Raw genomic sequence first — 25,079 nt, forward strand, 5'->3', positions numbered from 1 at the left:
TCTATGCCAAAAAATAAACAATTGATTTTAAAAGGAAATTAATTTTAAAGAAAAATATGAGAAGACTTACTATGTAAGTATTACATAGCATTTTGTCAGGTTTTCAGTATCAATAAAATGAATGTCCCCATTACTCTGCATTACTAAGGGAGAAGAAAAGCCCAACAAAAAAATAAGTTGCTGGTTTAATACGGCCCTGCTACTTTTTTCCTACATAAACTAACTCACTTAATAAAGGGAAGTGGTCTGAATCGATCGATGGCATTCTGTGTATTGCACCTAACTCAAAATGTTCACTATGAAAGATATGATCTAAAGGCCAACGTAGGAATGGATAACTAGCATGAAAAGTATTAAACATACCTCTTCCCATTCTTGGGTCTTTTAGTCCGCTAATTTGCCTGAATGCACGAGTAGTCGGTGACCAAGCTACATCATTTAAATCCCCAGTCACAATAATAGGCTCAGTTTGACCTGCTACTTTTTTTGCAATGACCAATAACTCTCTATCTCTTGGCGTTGACGTTGTATTTTCTGTTGGACTTGGTGGTGCAGGGTGAAGAAAATGGCATTTAATTTTAATGCCGCTTTTTAACACTAAATAACAATGTATTGAAGGGATCCCTTCTTCAATAAGGTGTAATAATTGCACATCTTCTAATACAAACTTACTGTAAAGATGCATACCATATAAATTATCTAACGGCTGATTAACTCGGTGTAGATAATCATTATGAATCGGTTCTAACGCTTTTTGCCACCACATATCGGTTTCTAATGTCACCAACACATCTGGTTGATGTAAGTTAACCAACTCAATTAATTTGTCAGCTGAACGGTTTGTCATTAGCACATTGCTGGTCATGATTTTAATCGATTGAGCATTAGCTGAAGAAGCTTTACGAACTTGTATTGGGTACAGTTTTGTATAAGGAAATATCCAAGCTATCTGATAAGCAGACAATAACCCATTTATAATCATAAAGGTAATTTGCATGATAGGTGGAGCGATATAAAAGCTAGCAATAGTAAGAGAGACAGTAATCACTGCAATTTGTACTCGAGGAAACTCCCACACTCTCGACAACCAGTGATTGGTTGGCAGTAAGGGGGCGAATGTAACACCCAGCATAATACTCGTAAGCAAAATAATAGAAACTTCAAACATATTCAATTCTCTCAATATTAAATAAATACACTCTTCCAATACAGTCAACAATATACAGACTCTTTGTATACGAAACCTTAAGCAGAAAAACCATAATATTCATTAAAAATAGATATTTTGCCGCAAAATTTAATATATTGTTAAAGGTTTCATAATCTTTTAAAAATTGGTAGTTGGCAACAAAAAAACCAATTAATCATGTAGTTAAGTGAATTAAAAACGGTAAATAGTGTAATTAACAGTTAAATATGAGGAATCACCTCCCCCTTAGAAGTACATTAAAAATAAAAAACAACTTATACCAATCACACTAATTAACTGATCTATTTTACTTGTTAAAATAACTTATTTCTTCGTTGTAAATTTCGTAAAGGGCACAACCATTAATGAATTAACATGTTTTAGTTAATTCACCGACAGACGATTAACGAAGTTAATCTTCGAAAGGCCTCAATTTACGCCTTAAACTAAGTCATCTTTCCAGCGCAAAATTTAGATCACTTAGTTAATGTAATCGGTATTACTTATAAAACATGTAGTTACATAAAATGGTCTAAAAATTTCGTTAACCTATTACATTTAAATGGAATAAAAACTAAAGAAGGGAAAATAATGAAAAAAATATTATGCATGCTTGGCTTAACTGTACTGACAAGCTCAGTACAGTTTTCTAATATAACGTTCAACACAGGAAATTTTGTAAATAATGACTATAGTAGCCTTTCCCCATAATAGTAATATTTCACTATTATGGATCATTACTTTATCTTTCTGTTATCCCTATATTAATCTTCATTTTATACCTCTTTGTTCACGAGCTTCTTCAATACTGCCTGCATTATGTAGATTTTTATAGCCTGCTTGATCTAAAGCTGAAATTGCAATATCCGATCTCCCACCTGTATTGTCATATAAATAAAACTCTGTATTTATATCTGGGTAAAGTGTACGTACTTCTCTCACAATATTTGAATGTGAAATACGTAAATCTCCTTTAATATTATCTTTTTGATTTTCCACCAATGTACGAACATCAATCCACACCTTTTCTGCAAAAGAGAAAGAACTAAATAGTGTCGTTATCATTAATAAAGCTGGTAAAATAAGCGCTTTAATTTTCATTATTTAACTCCTTCTATAATGGATATTTATACCCATGCTTACACCAATACCCAAAGACTAATTATGTTCATTTTTATGATTGATTCATAAATAATCTATAAGCTCAATATAAGTGGTTATTTAGTCACAAGATCTCGGCATTCTTTCATGGAATAAACCATTGATTCGATACGTTCGATATAACTGTAATCAGCAATAGGAGATAAGCCTAATATAGCGCGACGTAACATATCAAAGGCAATTGCGGTGGTTAAATCACGTATATGGTTTCTACTACGTTTAGCTGAAAATTTGATTTTTTGACAAACAACTTGATCTCCTGTTTTCACTGCAATAACCACAGTTCCAACCGGGTTATCAACAGTCCCTCCGGCAGGTCCTGCAATACCGCTAGTTGCAATAGAAAAGTCTGACTCTGCCACTTTTGAATAAGTACAAGCAGCACCAGCTGCCATCTGCGCTACACAAGCTAACGAAACTTCAGATTGATCCAAGATAGTCTGTTCACTAACATCTAATAATGCGACTTTTGCTTCATTACAGTAGGCAACAATAGCATGCTTTAAATAGTGAGAGCTGCCAGAGAATGCGACCAATTGGCTGCATATTTCCCCACCAGTTAATGATTCGGCTATAGTAAGAGTTTTTTCTCTTTGCGTTAAAAGTTCATGTATTTCTGCCGCTAATGTACCTTTATTTCGAGCGACGATACCATCACCTAATACCTTAGTTGCCTGTAATATAGCTTTATCTTGTTCTTCTTTACTCACATCACGCGCAATTAACTTTAATTCTAGGTAAGGCATATATGAACGGTAACCTAAGGTGATTCCTTCTGGCCAAGTTAATTTCTCTAAACGCCCAGCCATGTCTGACTCACCAATACCTAAACTCAACAATTTGGTGACTTCTACTTTAGTCTGTAAATTAGTTTGTGATTTTACAAAAGGAATAAATTGTTCTATCACCATTTTTTTATATTCATGAGGCACACCCGGCGTAAAAAAGAACCAACTGCGATTTAGTTTCACTCTAAACCCACAAGCCGTACCAACAGGGTTATCAACAACGATTGCCCCTTTTGGCAACAGCGCTTGCTTTAAATTCTTTGGATTTAACTCAACATTGCGTTCTTTAGCCCACAATACGAGTGTTTCACGCCAAGCTAAGTTTTCTTCTAATTCAACGCCCATGGCATCCGCCATAGCTTGAGCTGAAAGGTCATCCGCTGTTGGCCCCAAACCACCATTCACTAAAATGATATCGGCGAAAGTACTACGCTCTTGAAAAACGTCAACCAAATCGGTCAAGCGATCGCCTACGGTCGTTCGACGATGCATTTCAAAGCCATTGTCCATTAATTGGTTGCCTAACCATGCTGCATTAGTATCGACAATTTGTCCCGCAAGTACTTCTTCGCCTGTGCATATCATTTCTAGTTTCATTAACGTCTCATTAATAGATCTTTGGTGTTCAGAAATTTAGTTATTTAGTTATTTAGTAATACCAATCTAAGTAATTATCTGGTCATTTATGCTTGTTAAAATGAATCCTAGCTTCGTTGTTGATTTTGTAATGAGAATAACTAGTTACTGCAATCAACGCCTTGCTATCATCCATTTGCCCTAACGCCTAAATAGACCATTTACTTATCCAGATTGGTATAAGCTATCTATCGAATGACTAAATCGTTATTGGTAAATGTTGGAATAATAGTTAAATCTAGCTTCTTTTAATTAAAAGCTTACGCATAACTTATTTACTTTAACATGCTCTATTCAAAACAATAACTAAGGAGTTAATAAAGTTAATCGCTTTATTTACTAAGGTAACTTTTGACGTATAAGTTTATTTTTCAAACAAGCAGCTTATTTAAATAATACAACTTACTTTCTGAATAATTCCATGAAAAATAATATTGTTTGCATGACTTGATTTAATATTCATCGAGTAATTTATTAGTGTTACAAATCCACAAGGTACTTTATGATGATAAATTGCTGTAGCATGACTTTAAAATCAAATAACATTCAGTTTTCACCTAGAAAAAAGTCAACAATAAAAAGCATGGTTAATATGAATAATGAACTACTCCCTGACATCGTGTCTTTTTTACAAACTATCCCTTCCTTTAACAAATTATCGTCTGATACGCTTAAAGAAATAGCCGATACCGTAAAAATTATTCAGCTTAATGCGGGTAAAATTTTAAATCATGATCCTGATATTTCATATCTTTACATTATTCGCAATGGAATAATCGAACAAAATAACCCAGATGGAAGTTTACGTTCCAAACTCGGTAATGATGATATCTTTGGTTTTAATCAGCAACCAGGAGATGGATCTGAGCATTATTCAATTACTGCTATTGAAAATACGTTACTTTATCAGTTTAACTACGAATCCTTAGTAAAACTAATCAATGACTATCCACATATATTAAGTCAGCTGGATTTAAGTTTACGTACTCGTTTAAAAGCGACAACCACTGAAGCGGATGATTCTCGACATTCATTCCATCAATATATGCGTCCATGTGACGATGTAATGAGTAGTAAATTAGCACTCGTTTCAGTTAATGACACTATTCAAAATGTTGCACATCAAATGCGTAATATAACAGGTATCTCTTGTGCTTTTATTGTCGCGGAAGATAAAACCTTAATTGGCTTAGTAACCGATAAAGATATTACTCAACGAGTTGTTGCAGAAGCGCTCGATGTACAGCAACCTATCGGTTCCGTCATGACAGAAAACCCACACACCATTTATGCAAATGAACTGGTGATGGAAGCGGTACAGTTAATGACAAAGTACAACATTCAAAACATCCCTGTTATTAATAAAAAACAGCATGTTATTGGTTATATTACCCCTAAGGATTTGATACAAAATAGTGGTGTACAGAGTATTTATTTAGTGAATAAGATTCGTCATGCTAGCTCATTACAACAACTTATCTCGTTATCCGAACAACGTAATGCAGCTTTTAAAGAGATAATGGAGAGCACCTCTTCATCTAGTTTAGTAGCACAAATTTTGACGACTATTTATGATGCTTTTAATTGTCGATTAATTGAATTAGGCATTGAAAGCTTTGGTACCCCACCCTGTGCTTTTTCTTGGATTGTTGCAGGCTCTCATGCTCGTAATGAGGTTCACTTAGCTTCAGACCAAGACAATGCATTAATTCTTGATAAAAACGCAACAAAATCCGATCGTATTTATTTTAATCATGTCGCGATGACAGTGTGTAAAGGCTTATCCAAACTTGGCTATACTTTATGCAAGGGGCGCTTTATGGCTGCGACACCAAAATGGTGCCAAAACATTAAGGTATGGAAAGAGTATTACGATTCATGGAGCCAAAAGCCTGAGTATGAATCATTATTAAATCTTAATGTATTTATAGAGATCCGCCATATATATGGTGATAAATCATTATTTAGAGAAATAGATGCCCATCGCCATCAACAGATCACTTATAATTTTCCATTAACAATCGCATTGGTTAGAAATGCATTAAGAACTCGCCCTCCTCTTGGTATTTTTCAAAATTTAGTCTTAGAAAAAGATGGTAACAATAACAACGTACTTAATATCAAAAAAGCGGCGATAGGGTGTATTGTCGATATTGCTCGAATTTATACAGTGATCAATGACTGTAGAGATATTAATACCAGTGATAGAATTAAATGGTTATATCAAGCCAAAATATTAAATAAAGCAACCTACCAAGATTTGATTGGCACCTACCAGTATGTCACTCATTTAAGGTATCAACATCAGCAACAATCCGTTGAAAATAACGTTAAAATAGACAATCTATTAAAACCTAATTTATTTGGTAGTTTTGAGCGCCAGCATTTAAAAGACTCGTTCCGTATTATTTCGAACTTCCAAAATATACTTAAAATGAAATATCTAAAATAAGGTTTAGTTTAAGGCGTAAGTTGAGGTATTTCGAAGATAGCCTTCGTTAATCGTCTGCCAGGGAGTTAACCAAAAGATATTAATGTTTTCATAGTTAACCTCAATTCTAGTTAATAAAAGCGGCATTATATTTAAAATCATAAGGTTATATTTTTTACTAAACAGTACCGTTAGTTTTGCGTAGTTCAAGGCGAATTATTGAAACAATAGCGGGTTATTGAGAAATAATTTAACGCAGAAAAACGCGGAAATAGCGGTGTTGTATCGCTTTGCTTATCCAGAACTGAGGTTAGTTATTCCCTTTACGAAACTGACTACGTGACTGACTACCAAACTATGAGTTATTTTAACCAGTACAAGAGATCAGTTAATTAGTGTGATTGATATAATGCAATTTAAGCTGTAGTTCTGATCATAGATAAATATTATCCGTAAGACCCTATTTATCCATTCCCTCTACTTTGACACAAAAAAAGCTAAACAGTTAAATAATTATATTAAAGATCTCTTATTTATTAACTCACTCTTAACCTCAAATCACCTATGATTTAATAATCTACATCGATGATGTTCAATTATTAATTTAAGGCTGCTCTATGTTGTTTGTTAATACATTAAAATACTCTTTACCACTATTACTTACATTAAGTATCTTGGGTTGCGGGGACCAGACAGAATCAGATAAAAGACCAGTGAAAGTTATTCATGTTGATGTATCTCCTTTAACTTATTCAACATTACGTTTAAGTACCGAACTACCAGGACGTATTACCGCTTTCAAGGAAGCAGAAGTACGACCACAAATAACAGGTATTGTAAAAAGCCGCTTATACCAAGAAGGTAGCTATGTACAAGCAGGACAAGTGCTTTTCCAAATTGATGACACAAGTTATCAGTCAGCGGTGAACAGTGAAGATGCACAATTAAAAAAAGCATTAACAAGCGAAAAAAATGCTAAAAAAGAAATGCTTCGTTACGCACAATTAGTCAAGAAGAAGCTCAGCAGTCAACAAATTTATGACGAAGCTGAGTCAACTTACCTACAAGCTAAAGCTGAGGTTGCGATACGTCAAGCAGCATTAAATTACGCGAACATTGAATTATCTTATACAAAAATTAAAGCACCTATCTCTGGTCAGGCAGGGTTTTCTGAAGTATCTGAAGGTTCATTATTAACATCAAGTCAATCTGATTACATTACAACGATTATTCAAACAGACAATGTCTATATTGATATGCAGCAGTCCGCTCTTGCTTTTTATAAGATACAACAAGAGTTTAAGAAAGCGACTGAAGAGAACCCTATTGTCCCAGTCACCATCACATTGGAAGATGGGACAATTTACAATCAAACAGGCCAACTAGAATTTACCGATACTCAAACTAATGGTTCAACTGGCACCGTTGCATTACGTGCAATTATCCCAAATCCAGATAATTCGTTACTCGCAGGCATGTATGTTAGAGCCCATATATCAATGCCTGAAGCACGAGATTATATCGTTGTATCACAATCAATCGTAGTAAGAAGCCAATCAGGCCAACCTTCAGTATTTGTTGTTGATGAGGATAATAAAGTCGTTAAAAAAAGCATCACACTAGGCAGTGAAGTCGATAATAAATGGGTTGTGAAAGAAGGGTTAAACGCAGGTGAAAAAGTCGTCATTAATAATTTAAGTAAAATTAAAAATGGGTTAACAGTCATTGTTGATTCAGTGACAAAACACACTACTGAAACAGCATCTAAAACAAATATTGAAAATGAATCATCAACAATAAACCCTGACACTAACTCAAAAGATCTGGATTAATTATATGTCTAACTTTTTTATTCACAGACCCATTTTTGCTTGGGCTTTGACCATTGTGATTATGATGGCAGGTATTGCATCAATTTTAACACTGCCGATAGCACAATATCCGACCATTGCACCACCAGCAATAACAATTAAAGCAACGTATACTGGTGCATCAGCTAAAACAATTGAAGATAGTGTTACACAAGTTATTGAGCAAAGCATGACGGGGCTAGATAACTTATTGTACATGTCTTCAACCAGTGCTTCTTCAGGTAGTGCGCAAATAACACTTACCTTTAGCGCAGATACAGACCCTGATACAGCACAGGTTCAAGTACAAAATAATTTGCAACAAGCAAGCAGCCGTTTACCAACTGCCGTGCAAAATGCAGGCACGTCGGTCACTAAAAGCACGTCTGGTTTTATGTCTGTCACCAATATTTACTCGCCTGATGGCAGTATGAGTGCCGGTGACATCCAAGATTATGCTAACTCTAGTATCAAAGATATTATAAGCCGTGTTAACGGTGTTGGTAGCGTGACTATCTTCGGCCCTTCTTATGCGATGCGTATCTGGTTAGATCCTGCTAAATTAAATAGCTATAACTTAACACCAGTAGATATATCTAGTGCAGTATCAGCACAAAACAGCCAAGTTACTGTTGGACAATTAGGAGGAACACCAGCAACCGCATCACAATTAATTAATGCAACCATCACTGCACAAAGCCTATTGACGACGGTCGATGAATTTAAAGAGATTTTACTTAAAGTGAACTCTGATGGTTCTCAAGTTCGACTGCAAGATGTAGCCCGCGTAGAGCTAGCAAGTGAAAGTGCTAGTGTCATTCCAATTTTTAATGGTTATGAAACCTCTGGGATTGCAATCACCCTAGCATCAGGTGCTAATTCACTTGATACACAAGCAGGTGTAGATGCAAAACTAGCACAATTATCAGAGTCATTTCCAGCAGGTTTAGCAATGGCAAAGTCAGTTGATAACAATGACTTTATCCGATTGTCTATTAGTGAAGTAGTCAAAACATTAATTGAAGCAATCGTTTTGGTTTTCTTAGTGATGTTGTTGTTTTTACAAAACTTCCGTGCAACTTTAATACCCACCATTGCAGTGCCTGTCGTGTTATTGGGTACTTTTGGCATCATGTCCGTGTTAGGTTTTTCTATTAATACCTTAACCATGTTTGGATTAGTATTAGCTATCGGCTTATTGGTTGATGATGCGATTGTGGTAGTAGAAAATGTCGAACGAATCATGCATGAAGAAAAACTTTCTCCATTAGAAGCCACAAAAAAATCCATGAGGCAAATCACCAGTGCATTGGTGGGTATTACCATGGTATTAATGGTGGTGTTTATTCCAATGGCTTTCATGTCAGGTTCAACAGGTGTTATCTATAAACAATTTTCGTTGACCATCGTTTCTGCGATGGGATTATCAGTATTAGTCGCTTTAGTGCTCACGCCAGTGCTTTGTGCAACTTTACTAAAACCTGTTGATAAAGAAAAAAGCTTTAAAGTATTCAAAGTGTTTAATCGACTGTTTGACAAGCTAATAGGGAAATATCACGGGTCTATTAAACATTTTTTATTACGTCCAATCCGTTTTGCATTAATTTATGTCTTATTATTTGGTGGTACTGTTTACCTCTATAGCGTATTACCAAGTTCATTTTTACCTAATGAAGACCAAGGTTCATTTATGGTCATGGTGCAATTACCAATGGGCTCAACACTAAGAGAAACAAATGAAGTAATGACTGATGTGAAAAATTACTTTGATGAAAATGAACCAGATCTTGTTAATTCTGTTTTTAATGTGTCAGGTTTCAATTTTTCAGGCTCAGGCCAAAATGCAGGTATGGCTTTCATTGGTTTAAAAGATTGGGGTGAGAGAACGGCATCAGGAACAGATGTTGACTCTATTATTGCACGAAGCATGACTTACTTTTCTAGCTATAAAAAGGCATCTATATTTGCTTTTAGTAGCCCACCGATCAGGGAGTTAGGACAAGCAACTGGTTTCGATTTTTATCTTCAAGATATTGGCAGTATTGGTCATGATAAATTAATTGAAGTACGTAACCAATTACTAGAAAAAGTAGTACAAAGTCCAATAATCCAAAATGCCAGATCGAATGGTTTAGAAGATAATGCACAGTTTTTTCTTGATATCGATTATGAGAAAGCCAAAGTATTAGGGCTTGATATCGATGAGATCAACAATTCATTATCAATTGCTTGGGGCTCCTCTTATGTTAATGATTTTATAGACCGAGGACGATCTAAAAAGGTCTATATTCAGGCAGATGCTGAATATCGTATGACACCGGAAGATATGAACCTTTGGTTTATTCGCAATAATCAAAATGAAATGGTGCCTTTATCTGCCTTTAGTTCATCGCATTGGGGGACAGGTTCTCCGCAGTTAATACGTTTTAATGGTAATTCAGCCGTAGAAATATTAGGTGAAGCGGCTTCGGGCTACAGTACTGGTGACGCAATGGCTGAAGTCGATAAAATTGCTGCAGAGCTATCTAGTGATGTACAAGTAAGTTGGTCTGGTATGTCATATCAGGAGCTTGAAGCAGGCAACCAAGCGCCTATTTTATACGGTATCTCGATCTTATTGGTATTCCTGTGTTTAGCGGCTCTTTATGAAAGTTGGAGTATCCCTATCGCCATTATTCTAGTGGTGCCATTAGGAATATTAGGTGCATTAGCCGCAATTATGGTAAGAGGACTTGAAAATGATGTCTATTTTCAAGTCGGTGTACTCACTACCATTGGATTAACCGCTAAGAATGCAATTTTAATTGTAGAGTTTGCAAAAGAATTACATGAGAAAGGGACTAATTTAATTGATGCCACAATACAAGCCTGTGAGATGCGTTTACGTCCGATCATTATGACCTCACTTGCATTTGGCTTAGGGGTATTACCGTTAGTAATAAGCACTGGAGCAGGCGCAAATGCGCGAAATGCAATTGGAACATCGGTGCTAGGTGGAATGATAGCGGCAACTTGCCTCGTTATCTATTTTGCTCCTTTATTCTTTGTTCTTTGTTCTTTGTTCTTTGTTCTTTGTTCTTTGTTCTTATCGTGAAATTATTTACGCCTAAGGAACAATCAAAAGAAGTCATTGAACAACAAAAATAGTCATTAAAAGCTTATTTACATGTTGTGAAAACAAGATGTAAATAAGTATTAATTATATATACCCGTTACCGTTCAAGGTGCAAAATTCAGCAAGGAATGAAGTGAACAAATTCTAGGCAGAAAAAGGAAGTTCTAACAGGTTAAACCGACAGTTTCTAACAACGAAAGTGTTTATTTCACAGCTTGCCCTCTGAGTCGTTAGCTTGAACGATAACGGGGATACATAAAAAAGGCTGCAATATTAATGCTAAATTTTACTGCTAAAAATCGCGGTTAAATGTTACGGCTAAAAAATCGCTATTTAACTTCATAAGCCATCGACTTAACAGCCTCTTCCACACTTAAAAAATAAATCTTAGTTAGACAAACTTGTGCTTTACTAAACTCATGTGAGCGTATTAGAACTGTCACTTCTTCGGTCGAAAGACATTGTTCTGATTGATATAAATTTAGATTGGGCTCGATTAAGTAACATTGCCCTGTAGAGTCAATAATGTAATCATCATCAGTGAAAATAAGATCTTTACATTCAGTCATAAAATCAGAATTTTCAGCTAAATAAATAAGCTCATCATCTCCTTCTAGCGTTAATAAACAAGGCCAAACAACCATCAAAACTCCTCAATAAATACTTTTTAATTTTAGCGTCGAGGGTTCTAAAGTAGATAAGTAATCTCAATTTCAGGTAAACCAATTGACTCAGAACCGACGTGAATTTAAGCAAGTATTACATACTAAGTGGACTCGATTCTTTTTAATTTATCAATAATACCGATTACATTAAATATGTTATCTAAATTTTTCGCTAGAAAAAACAGTTCAATTTAAGGCGTAAATGGAGCCTTTCGAAGATTAACTTCGTTAATCGTCTATCGGAGAATTAACCAAAAAATGTTAATTCTTTAATGGCAGCTCTTTTTACTAAATTTACAATGAAGAAGTGGGCTGTTTTAACCAATAAAATAGATAAGTTATTTATTGTGATTGGTATAATCATAACAATATATGCCCGTTACCATTCAAGGTTCAAAATTCAGCAAGCGGTGAAGTAAACGGATGCTAAGCAGAAAAAGGAAGACCTAATGGGTTAAGTCGACACCTTCTAACAACGAGTGTTTACTTCGCAACTTGCCCTATGGATCGTTAGCTTGAAAACCTACTCTGCGTTGCAACCTTAGATAAGGACTCGCTATTGTCATCATGTTACGCCTTGATTTGGAGTCCAAAAGAGAACGACTAAACAAAGCACCTTGAGCGGTAACAGGTATATGTCTAACGCCTTATTAAATATTGTTTTTTAGCTGGAAAATAAATAAAGGATAAATAATGCCAATCACATAAAAAAACAAAAAATCTAAAGTAACGCTTCTAAATCTTCAATAGTCTCATTTAACTTTTCATTAAGGTGTTTTAATTGTTTTTCATCCAGTGAAGCTACGATTTTTTCTAACGTATTAATCCTTACTCTTTGGTTATGCTCTAGTATGTTTGAATATTTCTCTGAGCGTAATAAATTTGATTCTAGGATTGATTGCTTTAACGCTAGTTCAAAGCCCTTTTTTTTCTTTTCAGTATCACCTAAACTTCGTGCTCGTATTACATAAGCTTTTCTTATTGAATCAGCCCAGTGACGACGAAATTTAATACGCTCTTGAAAACTAGGTAATAATTGGTTATTACCGTCATTAAGGAGTTTCTTTTGTTGTGTATTTAATCTTCCAAAAAATGAGCTCAACTGTTCTTCAAGCTTTTCAAGCCTCTTCTTTGTTCGTCTTTCTTTACTTTCTTCTTCAAACCTTTCAATTTTATCAAGATTCTGTTGCTCAAACTCAACTAAAAAACTACCCGCTTGCTTATCACTTAACGAATAAGCCAACGCAACGACTTCAGGCTCAGCCTTGGTTAAAGCAACTTCTAAAAAGGTTTTTACAGACGTAACATAACTTTCTATATCAGAAAGGGTAACGCCTTTATTGAAATCAGCTTGGATAGCTTTAATTTGAAGAATATAATTTTGTAGCTCTATATTTCTATGCCACACCAAAAAAGCATCTAACTTAGTATCAAACTCATCTTCTTGTATGTCAGTTAAATTTACATAGTCATCTACATACCAAGAAGCAAGCCAATCCAAATTATTATAAGCTAACTTTGTGCTACATGAAGTGATGCTAAATACCATAATGACTAACATGAAAGCATAAATTGAATTTTTCATTCTCAGAGAGATCCTTCTTATGTGGCTAACTATGTATTCAAAATAATGATGACTAAACCAATTAGTAAATTAGAAAGTTAAAGTGCCTGTATTAACAATTTTAATTTAAAAAATAATATTTATTCTCAGATATTTATTTATCTATTTCAGCTAACTTAATATGAAGTGCAAGCAACACATCATCACCCATTAACTCGGCTGTGTGTCCATGAATGTTTGAATCAAAAACTTCATTTTCTTGTAAACGATCTTGAGCAATAAAAATATCACCCGCCTTAAAATCTCGATAGTCTCCATTACGCAAAGCTATACGTAATATACCAGAACGAACAATAATAAGCGTTGGATCTCCAGCAACATGCCATGAGCTAAAATAACCAGGTTCACTCATTCGATGTCGAAAATTAAGGGCATCCATTCTATCGGTTATAAATAACCCGTTATAGTCTTGGACAGAATACTGCACATCATTAAAGGTTGAATAACTTGTTTCCCCCAAGCCACTAATGGTTGAGGACAGTACTGGTACGTGGATATGGTTCAATATGAGATACTCCCAATAGATAATTAATGAATGATTTAATTCATAACGTAAATAACTTATCGTATTAAAAGCCCTTTTAACAAGTTATATCTACAAAAAGTACAATACCTTAGCGTCTACCTACCCAGTTTTTCATTCCACAGAGTCACTTTGTTACGACCATTTTGTTTGGATTTATATAACGCTAAGTCAGCTTGATGAATTAACTCTGACGGTGTTTGAGCATTAAATTGAATAGATGTCACACCGAAACTACAGGTAACAGTGACTCCATCAAAATAACTTGCCTCAACTTTTTTGCGTATAGTCTCTACAATTCGCATAGCTTGTTCAGGCGCAACACCTGACAATACAAGACAGAACTCCTCACCTCCATAACGAACGGTAATATCATCTTGGCGAACACCTGTTTGTAGTATATTTGCAATTCCACGAAGAACGGTATCACCCACATTATGCCCATGAGTGTCATTTACTTCTTTAAAACGATCGATATCCACCATGATGACGCAATATTCACCAAGCGATTCTAAGTCAACAAAACTTTGATTCATAAGATCAAACAAAGTACGGCGATTATAACAATTGGTGAGAGGATCACGCGCCGCTAAGTAATCAAGCTTTCTATTAAGCGTTCGTGAATGATTAAATTGGCGATAAATAAACCACACAGTAAATAAGCAAATTAATAGTAAAGTAACCAAAATTAAATTAGCATATTTATTTTTAGTTAATTCTAATTCAGCAATTTTCTGATCTTGTTTTGACAGTTCTATTTCATTGTTTTTCTTTACTATTTCAAGTTGGTCAAGTCGTGTCTTTTCTTTTAATTCAGCTAACTCTACTTCTTTTTTATGTGAGTATAATTTAGCTTTAACTAAGACAAGCTCTTCATCTTCTCGTTCTTTCTGTATTAGCCTAAACAACTCGATTTCTTTTTCTGCATAACTCAAAGATGCTTCAAAATTTTGTCGTGATTTTTCTGCTTTTTTTAATTCACGATAAGCATAAAGCATATGAGAAGTAGAATTAACTTTTGTTGATAAAACTAATGAGGCCTTTAGTAGTTTGATGGCTTCTTCGTCGTCTTTGCCAATAAGCATCCCAGCGAGAGGAATTTGTGCTTTAATTTGGTATATTTCACTTTTTATTTCTTTTGCTATATCCAAAGATCTTCTGTAATAAATAATAGCGGCTTCATCATCTTTTTCAGCACGATAGATATTAGCAAGAATACGAGCAGTCAGGGATTCATTGGATTTTTCATTTTCTCTTTGATAAATGATATGCGCTCTTTTTATTTTTTCCTTAGCTGAGTCATATTTTCCAGAGTTAAGGTCTATCACCGCGAGTTCTCGTAATGCAGAAGCCATTGTTTTAGCATTGACTTCTTTTTCAGGTAAATCAATTGTTAAATGATAAAATGATCTAGCCTGTTCAAACTCTTTTAATCGAGTATAAATAAGGCCTATTTCATTCGATGTTTTTGCAATGCCGCTTGAATTATTGACTTCCTGATAATATAGATGAGCTTTATAAATATATTCCAATGATTTTTCATAAAGACCGATATACCGATAAATAATGCCCGCCCCCATTAAAGCTTTCCCTTCTCCAACAGGGTCATTAATTTGTTTGTGTACTTCTAATCCTTGCATTGAGTAATCAAGTGCAATGTTATAATGACCAAGATATCGTTCTGCCTCTGCCAGTGTATTTAACGTGCGAGCCATCAGCTTACGATCTTGTATTGTCGTATATATATCTAATGCATTTTTATAAGAAGAAGCTGTTAATTCTCTATTTTTTAGACGTTTATATGACTCTGCTAGTTTAGTATAAGTTTCACCAAGCTCTTTTTGAACAACTCTGTCATTACCTTTGAGATACGCTAAGGCCTCAATATATTGTTCAATTGCATTTTCATAATGCTTTTGTCGATAGTAACTTTTGCCTTTAACAATAATGGCTAAGGCAATAGGGAAAGGTTTTCCATAATCTTTTGCTATAGAAATAATATCATCTGCTTTCTCATTCGCTTGGTAATAAAGCTTTTGATCTAAGAATGAATTTATATAAGCGACAAAAGTAATTATATATTGTTCTTTATCGCCTAACTTGTCATATATTTTAGAGGCTTGTAAAAAGTGAAACATTGATTGTTTAGTGTTCTTTTGTTTTCTTTCTAATTCCCCTAAAAGTGAGTGAGCATCAGCGGTTATTTTTTCGTTATTATTCTTTTCAGAAAGTTGAAGTGCTTTTTTCGCTAAAATAATACTTTGTTTTCGATTACTGTTTAGTTGTGACGTAGCTTTAGTTATCAATTCTTTTTCTGTTAATACAGATAACTCACTTTGTGCGATAGAAACTTGAGATGAATTCTCTTGCGAATGAACAATACTAGTAAAAAAAACAAGAGTAAAAAGTAGGAAAAATCGAATTACATAGCTGTCAAATAAATGCTTAAAAGAAGCCAAAAGTATTGTGATATAAGTACTTTCACCTCGACCAAAGAAAAGTGTAAGAGAAAATCCGCATAGGGTTAAGCCAAACCGCATAGTTACTACCTAAATATTTGTCCTTTACGGAAATAACCGCAAGTAGGTTAAAAGTAAATATATTTAAAGATTCTAATGTGTAATTTAAGATCTGGGGGCGCACAATGAATTAAATTCCACACATAACTGTCAGATAAAAAATATAGAAAAGCTTTATATTCAACATTTACTAATACTGAATAATGACAAGAATGATAAATACCTGACACTTACATTAGTAGTATTTTATTAATAAACAACATACATACAATAATTTATCTTATTTTAGTCAATTTGTCATTTTTATGACTATTTAAACTGATTTAATGCTAGCAACCATTGATTTTGAAACATGGTTTAAACTGAATTGGAGCTTGAAACTGAAAATTTCCAAGTAATCATTCTAATCCTTCCTTAATATTTCCTATTTAATGACAATAATAAATACTAGACATGACTTAAAGAGGTTGATTTAAAGTGGTTTAATTTGAGACAAAGATTATTGAACTAAAATTAATCAAAGGCTTAAGTAAGACTAGGTTTAGGAGTAAAGTGATATGAAAAGCTTAGCTGTACTTTTATATCACACTGACAACAGTACATAATGCATTGCTAATCTATAAAACTTATTAACAAACTTTAAATTGAACACTACCTTTAAATTTTATAAATAATATTCATTATTTATCTTTTTCATAATAATTTATTTAACAGATACAACATCAACCCATTTAAAAATAAATATTTAGTGAGTGCTTTTAACATTAATAAATTCAACAACAAACAATAACTCTTATTGGTTATTCTTTTGCTTTTATCAATCAAATTATTACAAATAAACGACAAGCACATGATATAGTCAACTATTTGCCATTTTTGATATTTATATTGTCTTATTGGTTTTTTATCTACTATCTTTTGATTTGAATATTTTAAAAAGAAAAGGAATTCTTTAGTGCCTAGAATTATAAGGCTGTCTATTTGTTTACTTGTATTATTTAGTAACTCGCTATTTGCAAAAGAGTTACAACAGGTAACATTGCAACTCTCATGGTACGAGCAATTTCAATTTGCTGGTTATTACATGGCTAAAGAAAAAGGTTTCTATAATGAAGAAGGCTTAACCGTTGACATAAAACCTTTCGACGTTAAAAATCAGCCTATTACTCCTCAAAAAGTTGCTGATGGAGACATTGACTTTGCAGTAGCAAAAGAAACCCTCATTCTCTCAAAGTCACATAGTAAAAGAATAGTGTTTCTATATGCATTATTCCAATCAAGTCCACTTGTATTATTAAGCACTAAAGCATCAAAGATAGACTCTTTTGCGAGATTTATTGATAAAAGAGTGATGGCTAGCATTGCCGATGCTAAACAAGCATCATTAAAAGCAATGCTTAGTGCTAATAATGTTAAAGAAGATGATTTGATTTTTTTAAATCACTCTCACAACATAGAAGACTTAATCAATAAAAAAACAGACCTGATGTCTGCTTATATATCTAGAGCTCCATATTATTTAGAAAAAAAGGGAGTGCAGTACAATATTTTCAATCCAAAAGACTATGGATTTGATTTATATAGTGACTTTTTATATACAAGCGAACACTTTATGGCCAATAATATTGATACAGCTAAGGCATTCAGAAAGGCCTCTTTAAGAGGATGGCAATATGCGTTTGATAATATAGCTGAAACCGTGGATATCGTATTCGACAAGTATAATGAGCAAAATTTAACTAAAGAAGCACTGCTGTTCGAAGCCCGTGAAGTTAAAAAACTAGCTTATTTAAATACGACAGAAATTGGATCGATCAACGAAAACAAAATAAGAAAAAGCTTCGAACTTTACAAAGTGTTAGGCATTGAAAAAGACGCAATTGATTTTACACAACTTATTTATGATCCTAAAAAACCAACTATATTCCTAACTGAACGTGAAAAAATTTACTTAGAAAAAATACAAAAAATAACCATTTGTATCGACCCTAACTGGTTACCTTACGAAGGATTCGATGATAATGGAAAACATATCGGTATCAATACAGAGTTTCTCGATATTTTTAGAAAGCAACTTCCTGTTCCAATAGAAACAGTCGAAACAGATTCTTGGAGTCAATCTATTGTATTTGCAGAACAAAGAAAATGTGATTTATTATCTTTAGCAGCATCAACACCTGAAAGAAAGAAGTACCTTAACTTCACTTCTCCTTATTTAGTTTTCCCTCGTGTATTGGTTACCAAAACGAACTCTCCTTTCATCAATAACTTCACCCTCTTAACCAATAAAATTATTGGGGTGCCTAAAGGGTATGCTCATCAAGACATTATTAAGAAAGATTATCCGGACATCATAGTAGTAGAAGTTGAAACGATAAAAGATGGACTTCAAAAGGTAGCGAATGGAAGCCTTTATGGCTTTATTGGTAGTTTGAATACTGTAGATTTATTTTTAGAAGATGAATTCTTAGGTAAGCTCAAAGTAAGTGGTAAGTTTGCTCAAGATAGAAAATTAGGCATCGGGGTGAGAAATGATGAACCGCTATTATTAAGTATTTTTGAAAAGTTAGTTAGCAATTTATCTCAAGAGCAAATAAATAATATTACGGAAAAAAAGACATTAATTAAATACGTAGACAAAGTCGATTACAACTTATTGAAATGGATCTTATTTATCGTATTCATGGTTGTGTTGGCATTTTTGTATAGGCAAAGTGTACTAAAAAGTTTGAACAAAAAGCTTAATAGAAAAGTAGCAGAAAAAACTAAAGCCTTACTCTATTTAAATGCGAGCCTTGAACTCAAAATTCAAGAACGTACTGAAAAAATAGAACACTCAAAAAAACTATTACAGAGTGTAGCCTATCGAGATAGTTTAACCGGGATCTTTAACAGGCACTACCTGTTAGAAAAGTCTGATTCGTTTTTTCAGGAGTCTAATTTACTTAATACCCCATTATCTATATTACTAATAGATATTGATTACTTTAAAAAAGTAAACGATGTTTACGGTCATCTAACTGGCGATAGAATATTAAAATATTTTGTAAGCAATATACAAAAAGAATTAAGAGCTGATGATTTATTTGCTCGGTATGGCGGTGAAGAGTTTATATTATTATTGCCAAAAACAAATCTTGATGAAAGTTCAAAAGTTGCTGAAAAACTCAGACGAATTATAGAAAAAAACCCATATAACACAGACACATTAGATACCGTTATCAATATCACCATTAGTATTGGGGCGAGCCAGTATCAACAAGGAGAAACTTTAGAAAAGCTTATCGATAAAGCAGACTCTGCGCTATATCTAGCTAAAGAAGGTGGAAGGAATCAAGTTCAAATAATTGATCAAGAAGAGTCTGATATAAAAAAATAAACTAACAATGTCAGCATTAATAAAAGCTTTATTTTTAAAGTTCATTATCAGCTTAGTTATACTAATCAATCTAAGTAACCTAAATTTCGGATAAGAAAATCGATACAACATCATTATTTTAGACTGTAATAAAAATTGTGTAACTACTTGTTTATAATCCTACTATTTAAAAAACTATCACTGCTTACTGCACAGAAGAGACAGTCGTTTATTTAGCCATTGGCAATATGTAGATAAATCGCAAAACTACAAAATTAAAGTAACTTGAATTCAAACAATAAGTAATAAGGTAAGTAACGATACAGATATTGTGAAGTGATGGGCCATTAGCGGTAAAGGCATTGCCTATCGTTCTAAAATAGATATTTCAGAGGATTTGCGTAATGGCAAATTAATACAACTATTGGCAAATTATCAATCACCTTCCGTAGAACTTCATTTAATTTGCCCAAGTAGAAAACAAGTCACTCCTGCTGTCATCGCATTTAGAGAGCTACTAAGGGAACGACTCAAATAATCAGTTTTATAAGTTAATAAACTATCGTGGAAGACCGTAGGGAACGCTAATTACCAATATCACTATCAATAATTAGAGTACATAAGACATCCGTTAACTTGGTTGTAATGTCGCTTGTTTGAAACGTGAAAGTAAAGGTTTCTTCCGTTGAGTTAATACATTACCTAATATAACCAATACTAAACCAAGTGTTGAAAATAGCGTCCAATGATAATCTTCAAAAACAGCAGAAGCACTTAAAGCAACTATCGGTGTTAACACTAATATATAAGCTGCATTACTAGCCCCTAAACGGTCAACCAAAATAAGATAAAAAGTAAACCCAAGCACCGAAGCAGGAATAGCCAGATACAGTAAACTACCAATGTATTCTGTTGTCATTGTAAACTCAAAAGATAATCCACGAACCAAAATAATCAATAACAATGCAGCACACCCATAAAGCATCGCATAACTGGTTGCGGTGAAAGGCTGGATATTGTTTTTTGTGTTGCGCATACTCAACATATTACCAATAGAAAAACACCAAGTTCCTAGCAAAGCAAAGAATAAACCATACAAGGTATCCTGTGACCAATCGGTTTTCAGTAAGTCCCCCGTAAATAACAAACTAATACCAACGAGGCCCAGAATTGCTCCTAACCAAAAATTAGCACTGGTTTTTGTTTTATAAAAGAAGCGACTATGCACCGCATTAAAAATTGGAGCCGTCGCCATAAAGACAGCCACTAAACCACTCGGTATATACAAAGTTGCACTATAAAAAGCGAGAAAATTACAGCAAAATAAACACACACCTTGTAGCGCCAAAAAAGGCTGATCTCTCGGTTTCACTGGCTGCAGTTTTCGCCAACACTTACCAATAATAAACATAATCATCACCGCAAGAACAAAACGATAAAAGATAGAGACTTCCATTGGTACATCGCCGTGTTGCCATTTAATCGATATCCACGACAAACCCCAAATAAAAACCATTGATATATAAAGTAATACTGACATCCTTTGCCCTTAATAATAAAACTTATAATTGAATTTAATCATGCAGGATTTAACCAATAAGAAATATCACAATCACATTAAAACTAACACAATATTGCGGTTTTATAATCAATAGTAATGCTTAAAGAAGAGTATAAGTTGAGCTATTTAATATTAGTGTTAGTATTTTCTTATCTATTTTTATAATCACTCCTATAACAACAAGTATTTTATATAGAGGTATTTTGATGCGATGTTGATGAATGACACTAATGTAAGCAGTATTAAGATGGGTCATATTGAGACACAAAAGTCCCATTTACATGTTGAGACTTCCAATACTAGCTTTCAGCAATCAGTTAACAAAATCTGTTTAAGAGAGAGGTCTTTAACGGATGCATTATCATGGGCACATTATCAAAACGAAAATGACCATGTGTATTATATAAATGAAAAGCAACATACCTTAAGTTTATATATGACTGGAGGTTACCAAACACATCGTACTGATATTCGATCAGGGTTTGGGGCTCCAGGTAAATTTTGTTTAATGCCAAAGGATTCAGAAAGTCATTGGCAACTTGGACAAACGCAACAGTTTATGCATTTATACTTTAATGATGACTATCTCAAACAGCTTGCTTTAAAAGTGTTTGATATTGACCCTCGCATGTTACAACTACCTGAGTTAACCTTTACCACAGATATGGCTACTGAAGCCTTATTTAGACACTGTATGGCTACGAGTAATTGGCATAGTAAAGATGATCACCTTGCGATGGAACAAATCACCAATACAATATTAGTATCTATGATACAGAATATGGGGATCACTAAGCTAATAGCACCTATCAAAGGAGGTTTGTCACCTAAGATTACCTCATTAGTTTGTGATTACATGCAAGCTAACTTCCATCGTCAAATTTACCTCAATGAGTTAGCTCAGTTAGCCCAGTTAAGTGAATACCATTTTTGCCGCATGTTTAAACAAAGCTTAGCGCAAACACCACAAGCATATTTGTTAAGTATTAGAATAGAACAAGTAAAATTAAGACTGCACAATAAATTAGAAAGCATCACTGACATAGCGCTTCAGTGCGGTTTTTCTAATCAAAGTCATATGGGACGATACTTTAAAAAACTCGTAGGGGTTTCACCTCGTCAATACCGAAATGTGATTAGCAACTAAAACGGTATAGTCCGAAAACAGTTAAGGGTGACTTAATAAAATGGTTTAATAAAATGGCTTAATAAAGTCATTCAATAAAGCTATTTAAAAGTAGCGTTCATTTAAAGCGCAATTGTTGTCACTCACATGACAACAATTGCCGGAGAATAACGACGCAAGACTAATAAAGATACTCTGAACTATAATAGCCTTTTTTATAAGCTAAACTGCCCCATAATGCATTCGCTTTGGCTTTATCAACCATTATTTCAGGCATCTCTTTACTGTTCAGTTGTGTGGTTTCAGCATCATAATGAAAACCCAATGGAGACTTACTCGGTTGTAAAATAACCACGTCATTATTATTGTCCATCCAAGCGTAATTCTTATAAAACTGCATCATCGCTCTTAGTTTTGATGCTTCAATATTTTGGGTCATATCATGGCCAATCATGGGTGTTAGGTTATCTACGCCGATCAATGATAATAACGTTGGCGGTAAATCGATTTGACTGGCTAAACGATCATCTTGTTTATAGCCAATACCGCCACCAAAAATAACCGCGGGTATTCTAAAGTGGTCAATAGGGACTAATTGATTACCGTATGCTCGTGAATCATGATCGGCAACAACCACAAACACCGTATTGTCCCAATAGTCAGAAGCTTTCGCTTTTTTGATAAATTGCCCTAATTCATAATCAGAGTATTTAGCTGCATTTTCGCGAGTCTGTTTTGGAGAATTATAAGGAGTAATGACACCATCAGGATAATCAAACGGAGAATGGTTTGACGAAGTAAACACTAAACTAAAAAAGGGTTTTCCTGATTTATTAAGCTCTGAAAACTGTTGATCGGCTTTGTTATATAAATCACCATCACAAGCACCCCAAGCGCCAACAAAATCAGGTTTTTCAAACGTAGCAAAATCCTGCATGTCACTAAAACCATTGCCCAAGAAGAAGCTTTTCATATTATCAAAATGGCTTTCACCACCATAAATAAACTGCGTATGATAACCTTTATTTTTTAATAAATCGGCAATCGTAAAAAAGTTGGTTTGGCTTTGTCCTAATTTAACAACCGAGCGTGCTGGAGTAGGTGAAAAACCAGTGGTTACCGCTTCAATACCACGTACAGAACGCGTTCCTGTGGCATACATACGATTAAAGCTCCAACTCTCTTTCATTAACTTATCCAAATTTGGAGTTAATGGCAATCCTCCTAACCCACCGACATAACGAGCGCCTAAACTCTCCTGCAATAGAATAACCAAGTTCTTAGGTTTACCTTGATAGGACGCTGAGCGGTTAACTAATGTAGGCATTAATTCAGAATTAGAACTATTAATATTAAATTGCTTTCCGTTATCCCCCTTAAGCGTTATATTTTCTAAAGAGGATAATTCACTATGTGGTCGCTTAGTATTAGCAGACATTGATTCTTTGACCAGACGAATAATATTAGCTTCATCCATCTTGCCATAATATTTAAAAGCATCATCTTCAGCGCTCATCTGTTTAATAGAAAAGAACAATGAATATGATGAATTTAAGATTAAATCATTCATTAATGGATCTGTTGAGAAAGCGACCATGGCAGGATTCAATGCACGATGCCCCAATGATGAACGAGCGCCTAGAAAACAAAGTGAAACAGCTAATAATGCCATCACGGGACGCCAATACCATTTAGGAAGTGTTAACCCTGTGACAGCATATCGACTGAACTTCCAAGCCGCATAAATAGTAGTAATAGAGATCAATGCACCTAACAATAGCTCAAGTTTATAACCACTCCATAACATACCAAAAACTTCTTTAGGGTAAATTAAATATTCAACAAATAATCGATTAGGACGAACGTCATACTCTATAATAAATGAAGGAGTCACCACCTCCATATAAACAACTAACCATAAACCAGCAACGATCCAAATTCGCAGAAAAACACAACAAAATTTCCCGATCATATTGTTATTTAACAATAAACAGCTCACTAACGCAGGCACTGCAAATAGATAGCCTAAACTAGCAAGGTCTATACGCAACCCACTTAAAAAAATGGTCCCCCATCCATTAACATCATTAATTCGCTCGCTTTGCCATAATGACAAGCTCAACCGAGAAAGCATGAAAATAGATAAACAAATAACAAAGGTGAAAATAATAGGGAATAAAACGCCTAAACGTTTTTTGAGTGAAAATGACATACCGTATCCTGAGATGAATGAACTTAAAAAGAAAGTATCACTGACAACTTAAGGAACACTGAGATTAACCTTAAGGTTTGCTTAAGATTAATTGCTTTATTACAACAAACAGCCTAACTATTTTGAATCCATGACAAAGGCCAAACTTGAGGAGTGTTAATAACAACTTAGTAGAAATGAATAACAGCAAAATGATAGCCAGAAGTTATACTAGATAATGAGAGTAAAAAACCTAAAAAGGAAGTCGTTCATCCTCTTTAGGTTTTACTTATGACTTAGGTTTGAATTGCCTAATATAGCTTAGTTTAATAAGCTTAAATG

The 25,079-nt window shown here is 34.1% G+C and carries 15 protein-coding genes; 6 read left to right on the plus strand and 9 right to left on the minus strand.

Translation table 11 applies throughout. The features are described 5' to 3' along the window. Nucleotides 1–199: 199 nt before the first annotated feature. The 3 genes from V6255_RS08530 to V6255_RS08540 all read right to left on the minus strand — a co-directional run bounded on the left by V6255_RS08530 (nt 200) and on the right by V6255_RS08540 (nt 3,735). Nucleotides 200–1,168: an endonuclease/exonuclease/phosphatase family protein gene (locus V6255_RS08530; RefSeq protein ID WP_341627761.1), complete on the minus strand. Its 969-nt coding sequence runs from the start codon at nt 1,166–1,168 to the stop codon at nt 200–202. A 792-nt stretch (nt 1,169–1,960) separates the two neighbouring features. Beyond that, nucleotides 1,961–2,290 (minus strand): rhodanese-like domain-containing protein, encoded by a 330-nt coding sequence (locus tag V6255_RS08535; RefSeq protein ID WP_160063033.1) that lies wholly within the window; start codon nt 2,288–2,290, stop codon nt 1,961–1,963. 116 nt (nt 2,291–2,406) lie between these two features. Next, nucleotides 2,407–3,735 (minus strand): CinA family nicotinamide mononucleotide deamidase-related protein, encoded by a 1,329-nt coding sequence (locus tag V6255_RS08540; protein WP_341627762.1) that lies wholly within the window; start codon nt 3,733–3,735, stop codon nt 2,407–2,409. A 631-nt stretch (nt 3,736–4,366) separates the two neighbouring features. Between V6255_RS08540 and V6255_RS08545 the strand changes: the two genes are divergently transcribed. From V6255_RS08545 to V6255_RS08555, 3 genes are all read left to right on the plus strand, one after another. Continuing rightward, a complete protein-coding gene (locus V6255_RS08545) occupies nt 4,367–6,226 on the plus strand; it encodes a DUF294 nucleotidyltransferase-like domain-containing protein (protein ID WP_341627763.1) in 1,860 nt (619 codons plus the stop codon). A gap of 596 nt (nt 6,227–6,822) precedes the next feature. Then, nucleotides 6,823–8,037: an efflux RND transporter periplasmic adaptor subunit gene (locus tag V6255_RS08550; RefSeq protein WP_341627764.1), complete on the plus strand. Its 1,215-nt coding sequence runs from the start codon at nt 6,823–6,825 to the stop codon at nt 8,035–8,037. A gap of 4 nt (nt 8,038–8,041) precedes the next feature. Continuing rightward, nucleotides 8,042–11,149, plus strand: coding sequence for an efflux RND transporter permease subunit (locus V6255_RS08555; protein ID WP_341627765.1), 3,108 nt, complete (start codon nt 8,042–8,044; stop codon nt 11,147–11,149). Nucleotides 11,150–11,499: 350 nt separating this feature from the next. Here V6255_RS08555 and V6255_RS08560 read toward each other — a convergent pair whose 3' ends face one another. The 4 genes from V6255_RS08560 to V6255_RS08575 all read right to left on the minus strand — a co-directional run bounded on the left by V6255_RS08560 (nt 11,500) and on the right by V6255_RS08575 (nt 16,522). Further along, nucleotides 11,500–11,814 (minus strand): DUF4144 domain-containing protein, encoded by a 315-nt coding sequence (locus V6255_RS08560; RefSeq protein WP_341627766.1) that lies wholly within the window; start codon nt 11,812–11,814, stop codon nt 11,500–11,502. A 742-nt stretch (nt 11,815–12,556) separates the two neighbouring features. Continuing rightward, entirely contained in the window at nt 12,557–13,420 is an 864-nt protein-coding gene (locus V6255_RS08565; RefSeq protein ID WP_341627767.1) for a DUF6279 family lipoprotein, read from the minus strand. A 133-nt stretch (nt 13,421–13,553) separates the two neighbouring features. After that, nucleotides 13,554–13,964: a hypothetical protein gene (locus tag V6255_RS08570; RefSeq protein ID WP_341627768.1), complete on the minus strand. Its 411-nt coding sequence runs from the start codon at nt 13,962–13,964 to the stop codon at nt 13,554–13,556. Nucleotides 13,965–14,080: 116 nt separating this feature from the next. Beyond that, nucleotides 14,081–16,522, minus strand: coding sequence for a diguanylate cyclase (locus tag V6255_RS08575; RefSeq protein WP_341627769.1), 2,442 nt, complete (start codon nt 16,520–16,522; stop codon nt 14,081–14,083). A 934-nt stretch (nt 16,523–17,456) separates the two neighbouring features. Between V6255_RS08575 and V6255_RS08580 the strand changes: the two genes are divergently transcribed. Then, nucleotides 17,457–19,880: a diguanylate cyclase gene (locus V6255_RS08580; RefSeq protein ID WP_341627770.1), complete on the plus strand. Its 2,424-nt coding sequence runs from the start codon at nt 17,457–17,459 to the stop codon at nt 19,878–19,880. A 325-nt stretch (nt 19,881–20,205) separates the two neighbouring features. Further along, entirely contained in the window at nt 20,206–20,397 is a 192-nt protein-coding gene (locus tag V6255_RS08585; RefSeq protein ID WP_341627789.1) for a LysR substrate-binding domain-containing protein, read from the plus strand. Between the two features lie 93 nt (nt 20,398–20,490). On the opposite strand, the gene V6255_RS08590 is transcribed toward V6255_RS08585, so the two are convergent. Next, on the minus strand, nt 20,491–21,399 hold the full coding sequence (locus V6255_RS08590) for a DMT family transporter (protein ID WP_341627771.1): 909 nt from the start codon (nt 21,397–21,399) through the stop codon (nt 20,491–20,493). Nucleotides 21,400–21,667: 268 nt separating this feature from the next. On the opposite strand from V6255_RS08590, the gene V6255_RS08595 reads away from it, so the two are divergent. Beyond that, the gene (locus V6255_RS08595) at nt 21,668–22,567 is read left to right on the plus strand and encodes an AraC family transcriptional regulator (protein ID WP_341627790.1); all 900 of its coding nucleotides are present in this window, start codon (nt 21,668–21,670) and stop codon (nt 22,565–22,567) included. A 160-nt stretch (nt 22,568–22,727) separates the two neighbouring features. Here the strand turns inward: V6255_RS08595 and V6255_RS08600 are convergent, their stop codons facing one another. After that, nucleotides 22,728–24,758, minus strand: coding sequence for an LTA synthase family protein (locus tag V6255_RS08600; protein ID WP_341627772.1), 2,031 nt, complete (start codon nt 24,756–24,758; stop codon nt 22,728–22,730). Nucleotides 24,759–25,079 lie beyond the last annotated feature (321 nt).

Source organism: Psychromonas arctica (genome assembly GCF_038155225.1).
In the GTDB taxonomy this organism is placed as follows: domain Bacteria; phylum Pseudomonadota; class Gammaproteobacteria; order Enterobacterales; family Psychromonadaceae; genus Psychromonas; species Psychromonas arctica_B.

Bases quoted from the DNA above. Each gene is read 5' to 3' on its own strand.
- V6255_RS08530 (WP_341627761.1), bottom strand. From the start codon at position 1,168: ATGTTTGAAGTTTCTATTATTTTGCTTACGAGTATTATGCTGGGTGTT.
- V6255_RS08535 (WP_160063033.1), bottom strand. From the start codon at position 2,290: ATGAAAATTAAAGCGCTTATTTTACCAGCTTTATTAATGATAACGACA.
- V6255_RS08540 (WP_341627762.1), bottom strand. From the start codon at position 3,735: ATGAAACTAGAAATGATATGCACAGGCGAAGAAGTACTTGCGGGACAA.
- V6255_RS08545 (WP_341627763.1), top strand. From the start codon at position 4,367: ATGAATAATGAACTACTCCCTGACATCGTGTCTTTTTTACAAACTATC.
- V6255_RS08550 (WP_341627764.1), top strand. From the start codon at position 6,823: ATGTTGTTTGTTAATACATTAAAATACTCTTTACCACTATTACTTACA.
- V6255_RS08555 (WP_341627765.1), top strand. From the start codon at position 8,042: ATGTCTAACTTTTTTATTCACAGACCCATTTTTGCTTGGGCTTTGACC.
- V6255_RS08560 (WP_341627766.1), bottom strand. From the start codon at position 11,814: ATGGTTGTTTGGCCTTGTTTATTAACGCTAGAAGGAGATGATGAGCTT.
- V6255_RS08565 (WP_341627767.1), bottom strand. From the start codon at position 13,420: ATGAAAAATTCAATTTATGCTTTCATGTTAGTCATTATGGTATTTAGC.
- V6255_RS08575 (WP_341627769.1), bottom strand. From the start codon at position 16,522: ATGCGGTTTGGCTTAACCCTATGCGGATTTTCTCTTACACTTTTCTTT.
- V6255_RS08590 (WP_341627771.1), bottom strand. From the start codon at position 21,399: ATGTCAGTATTACTTTATATATCAATGGTTTTTATTTGGGGTTTGTCG.
- V6255_RS08595 (WP_341627790.1), top strand. From the start codon at position 21,668: ATGGGTCATATTGAGACACAAAAGTCCCATTTACATGTTGAGACTTCC.
- V6255_RS08600 (WP_341627772.1), bottom strand. From the start codon at position 24,758: ATGTCATTTTCACTCAAAAAACGTTTAGGCGTTTTATTCCCTATTATT.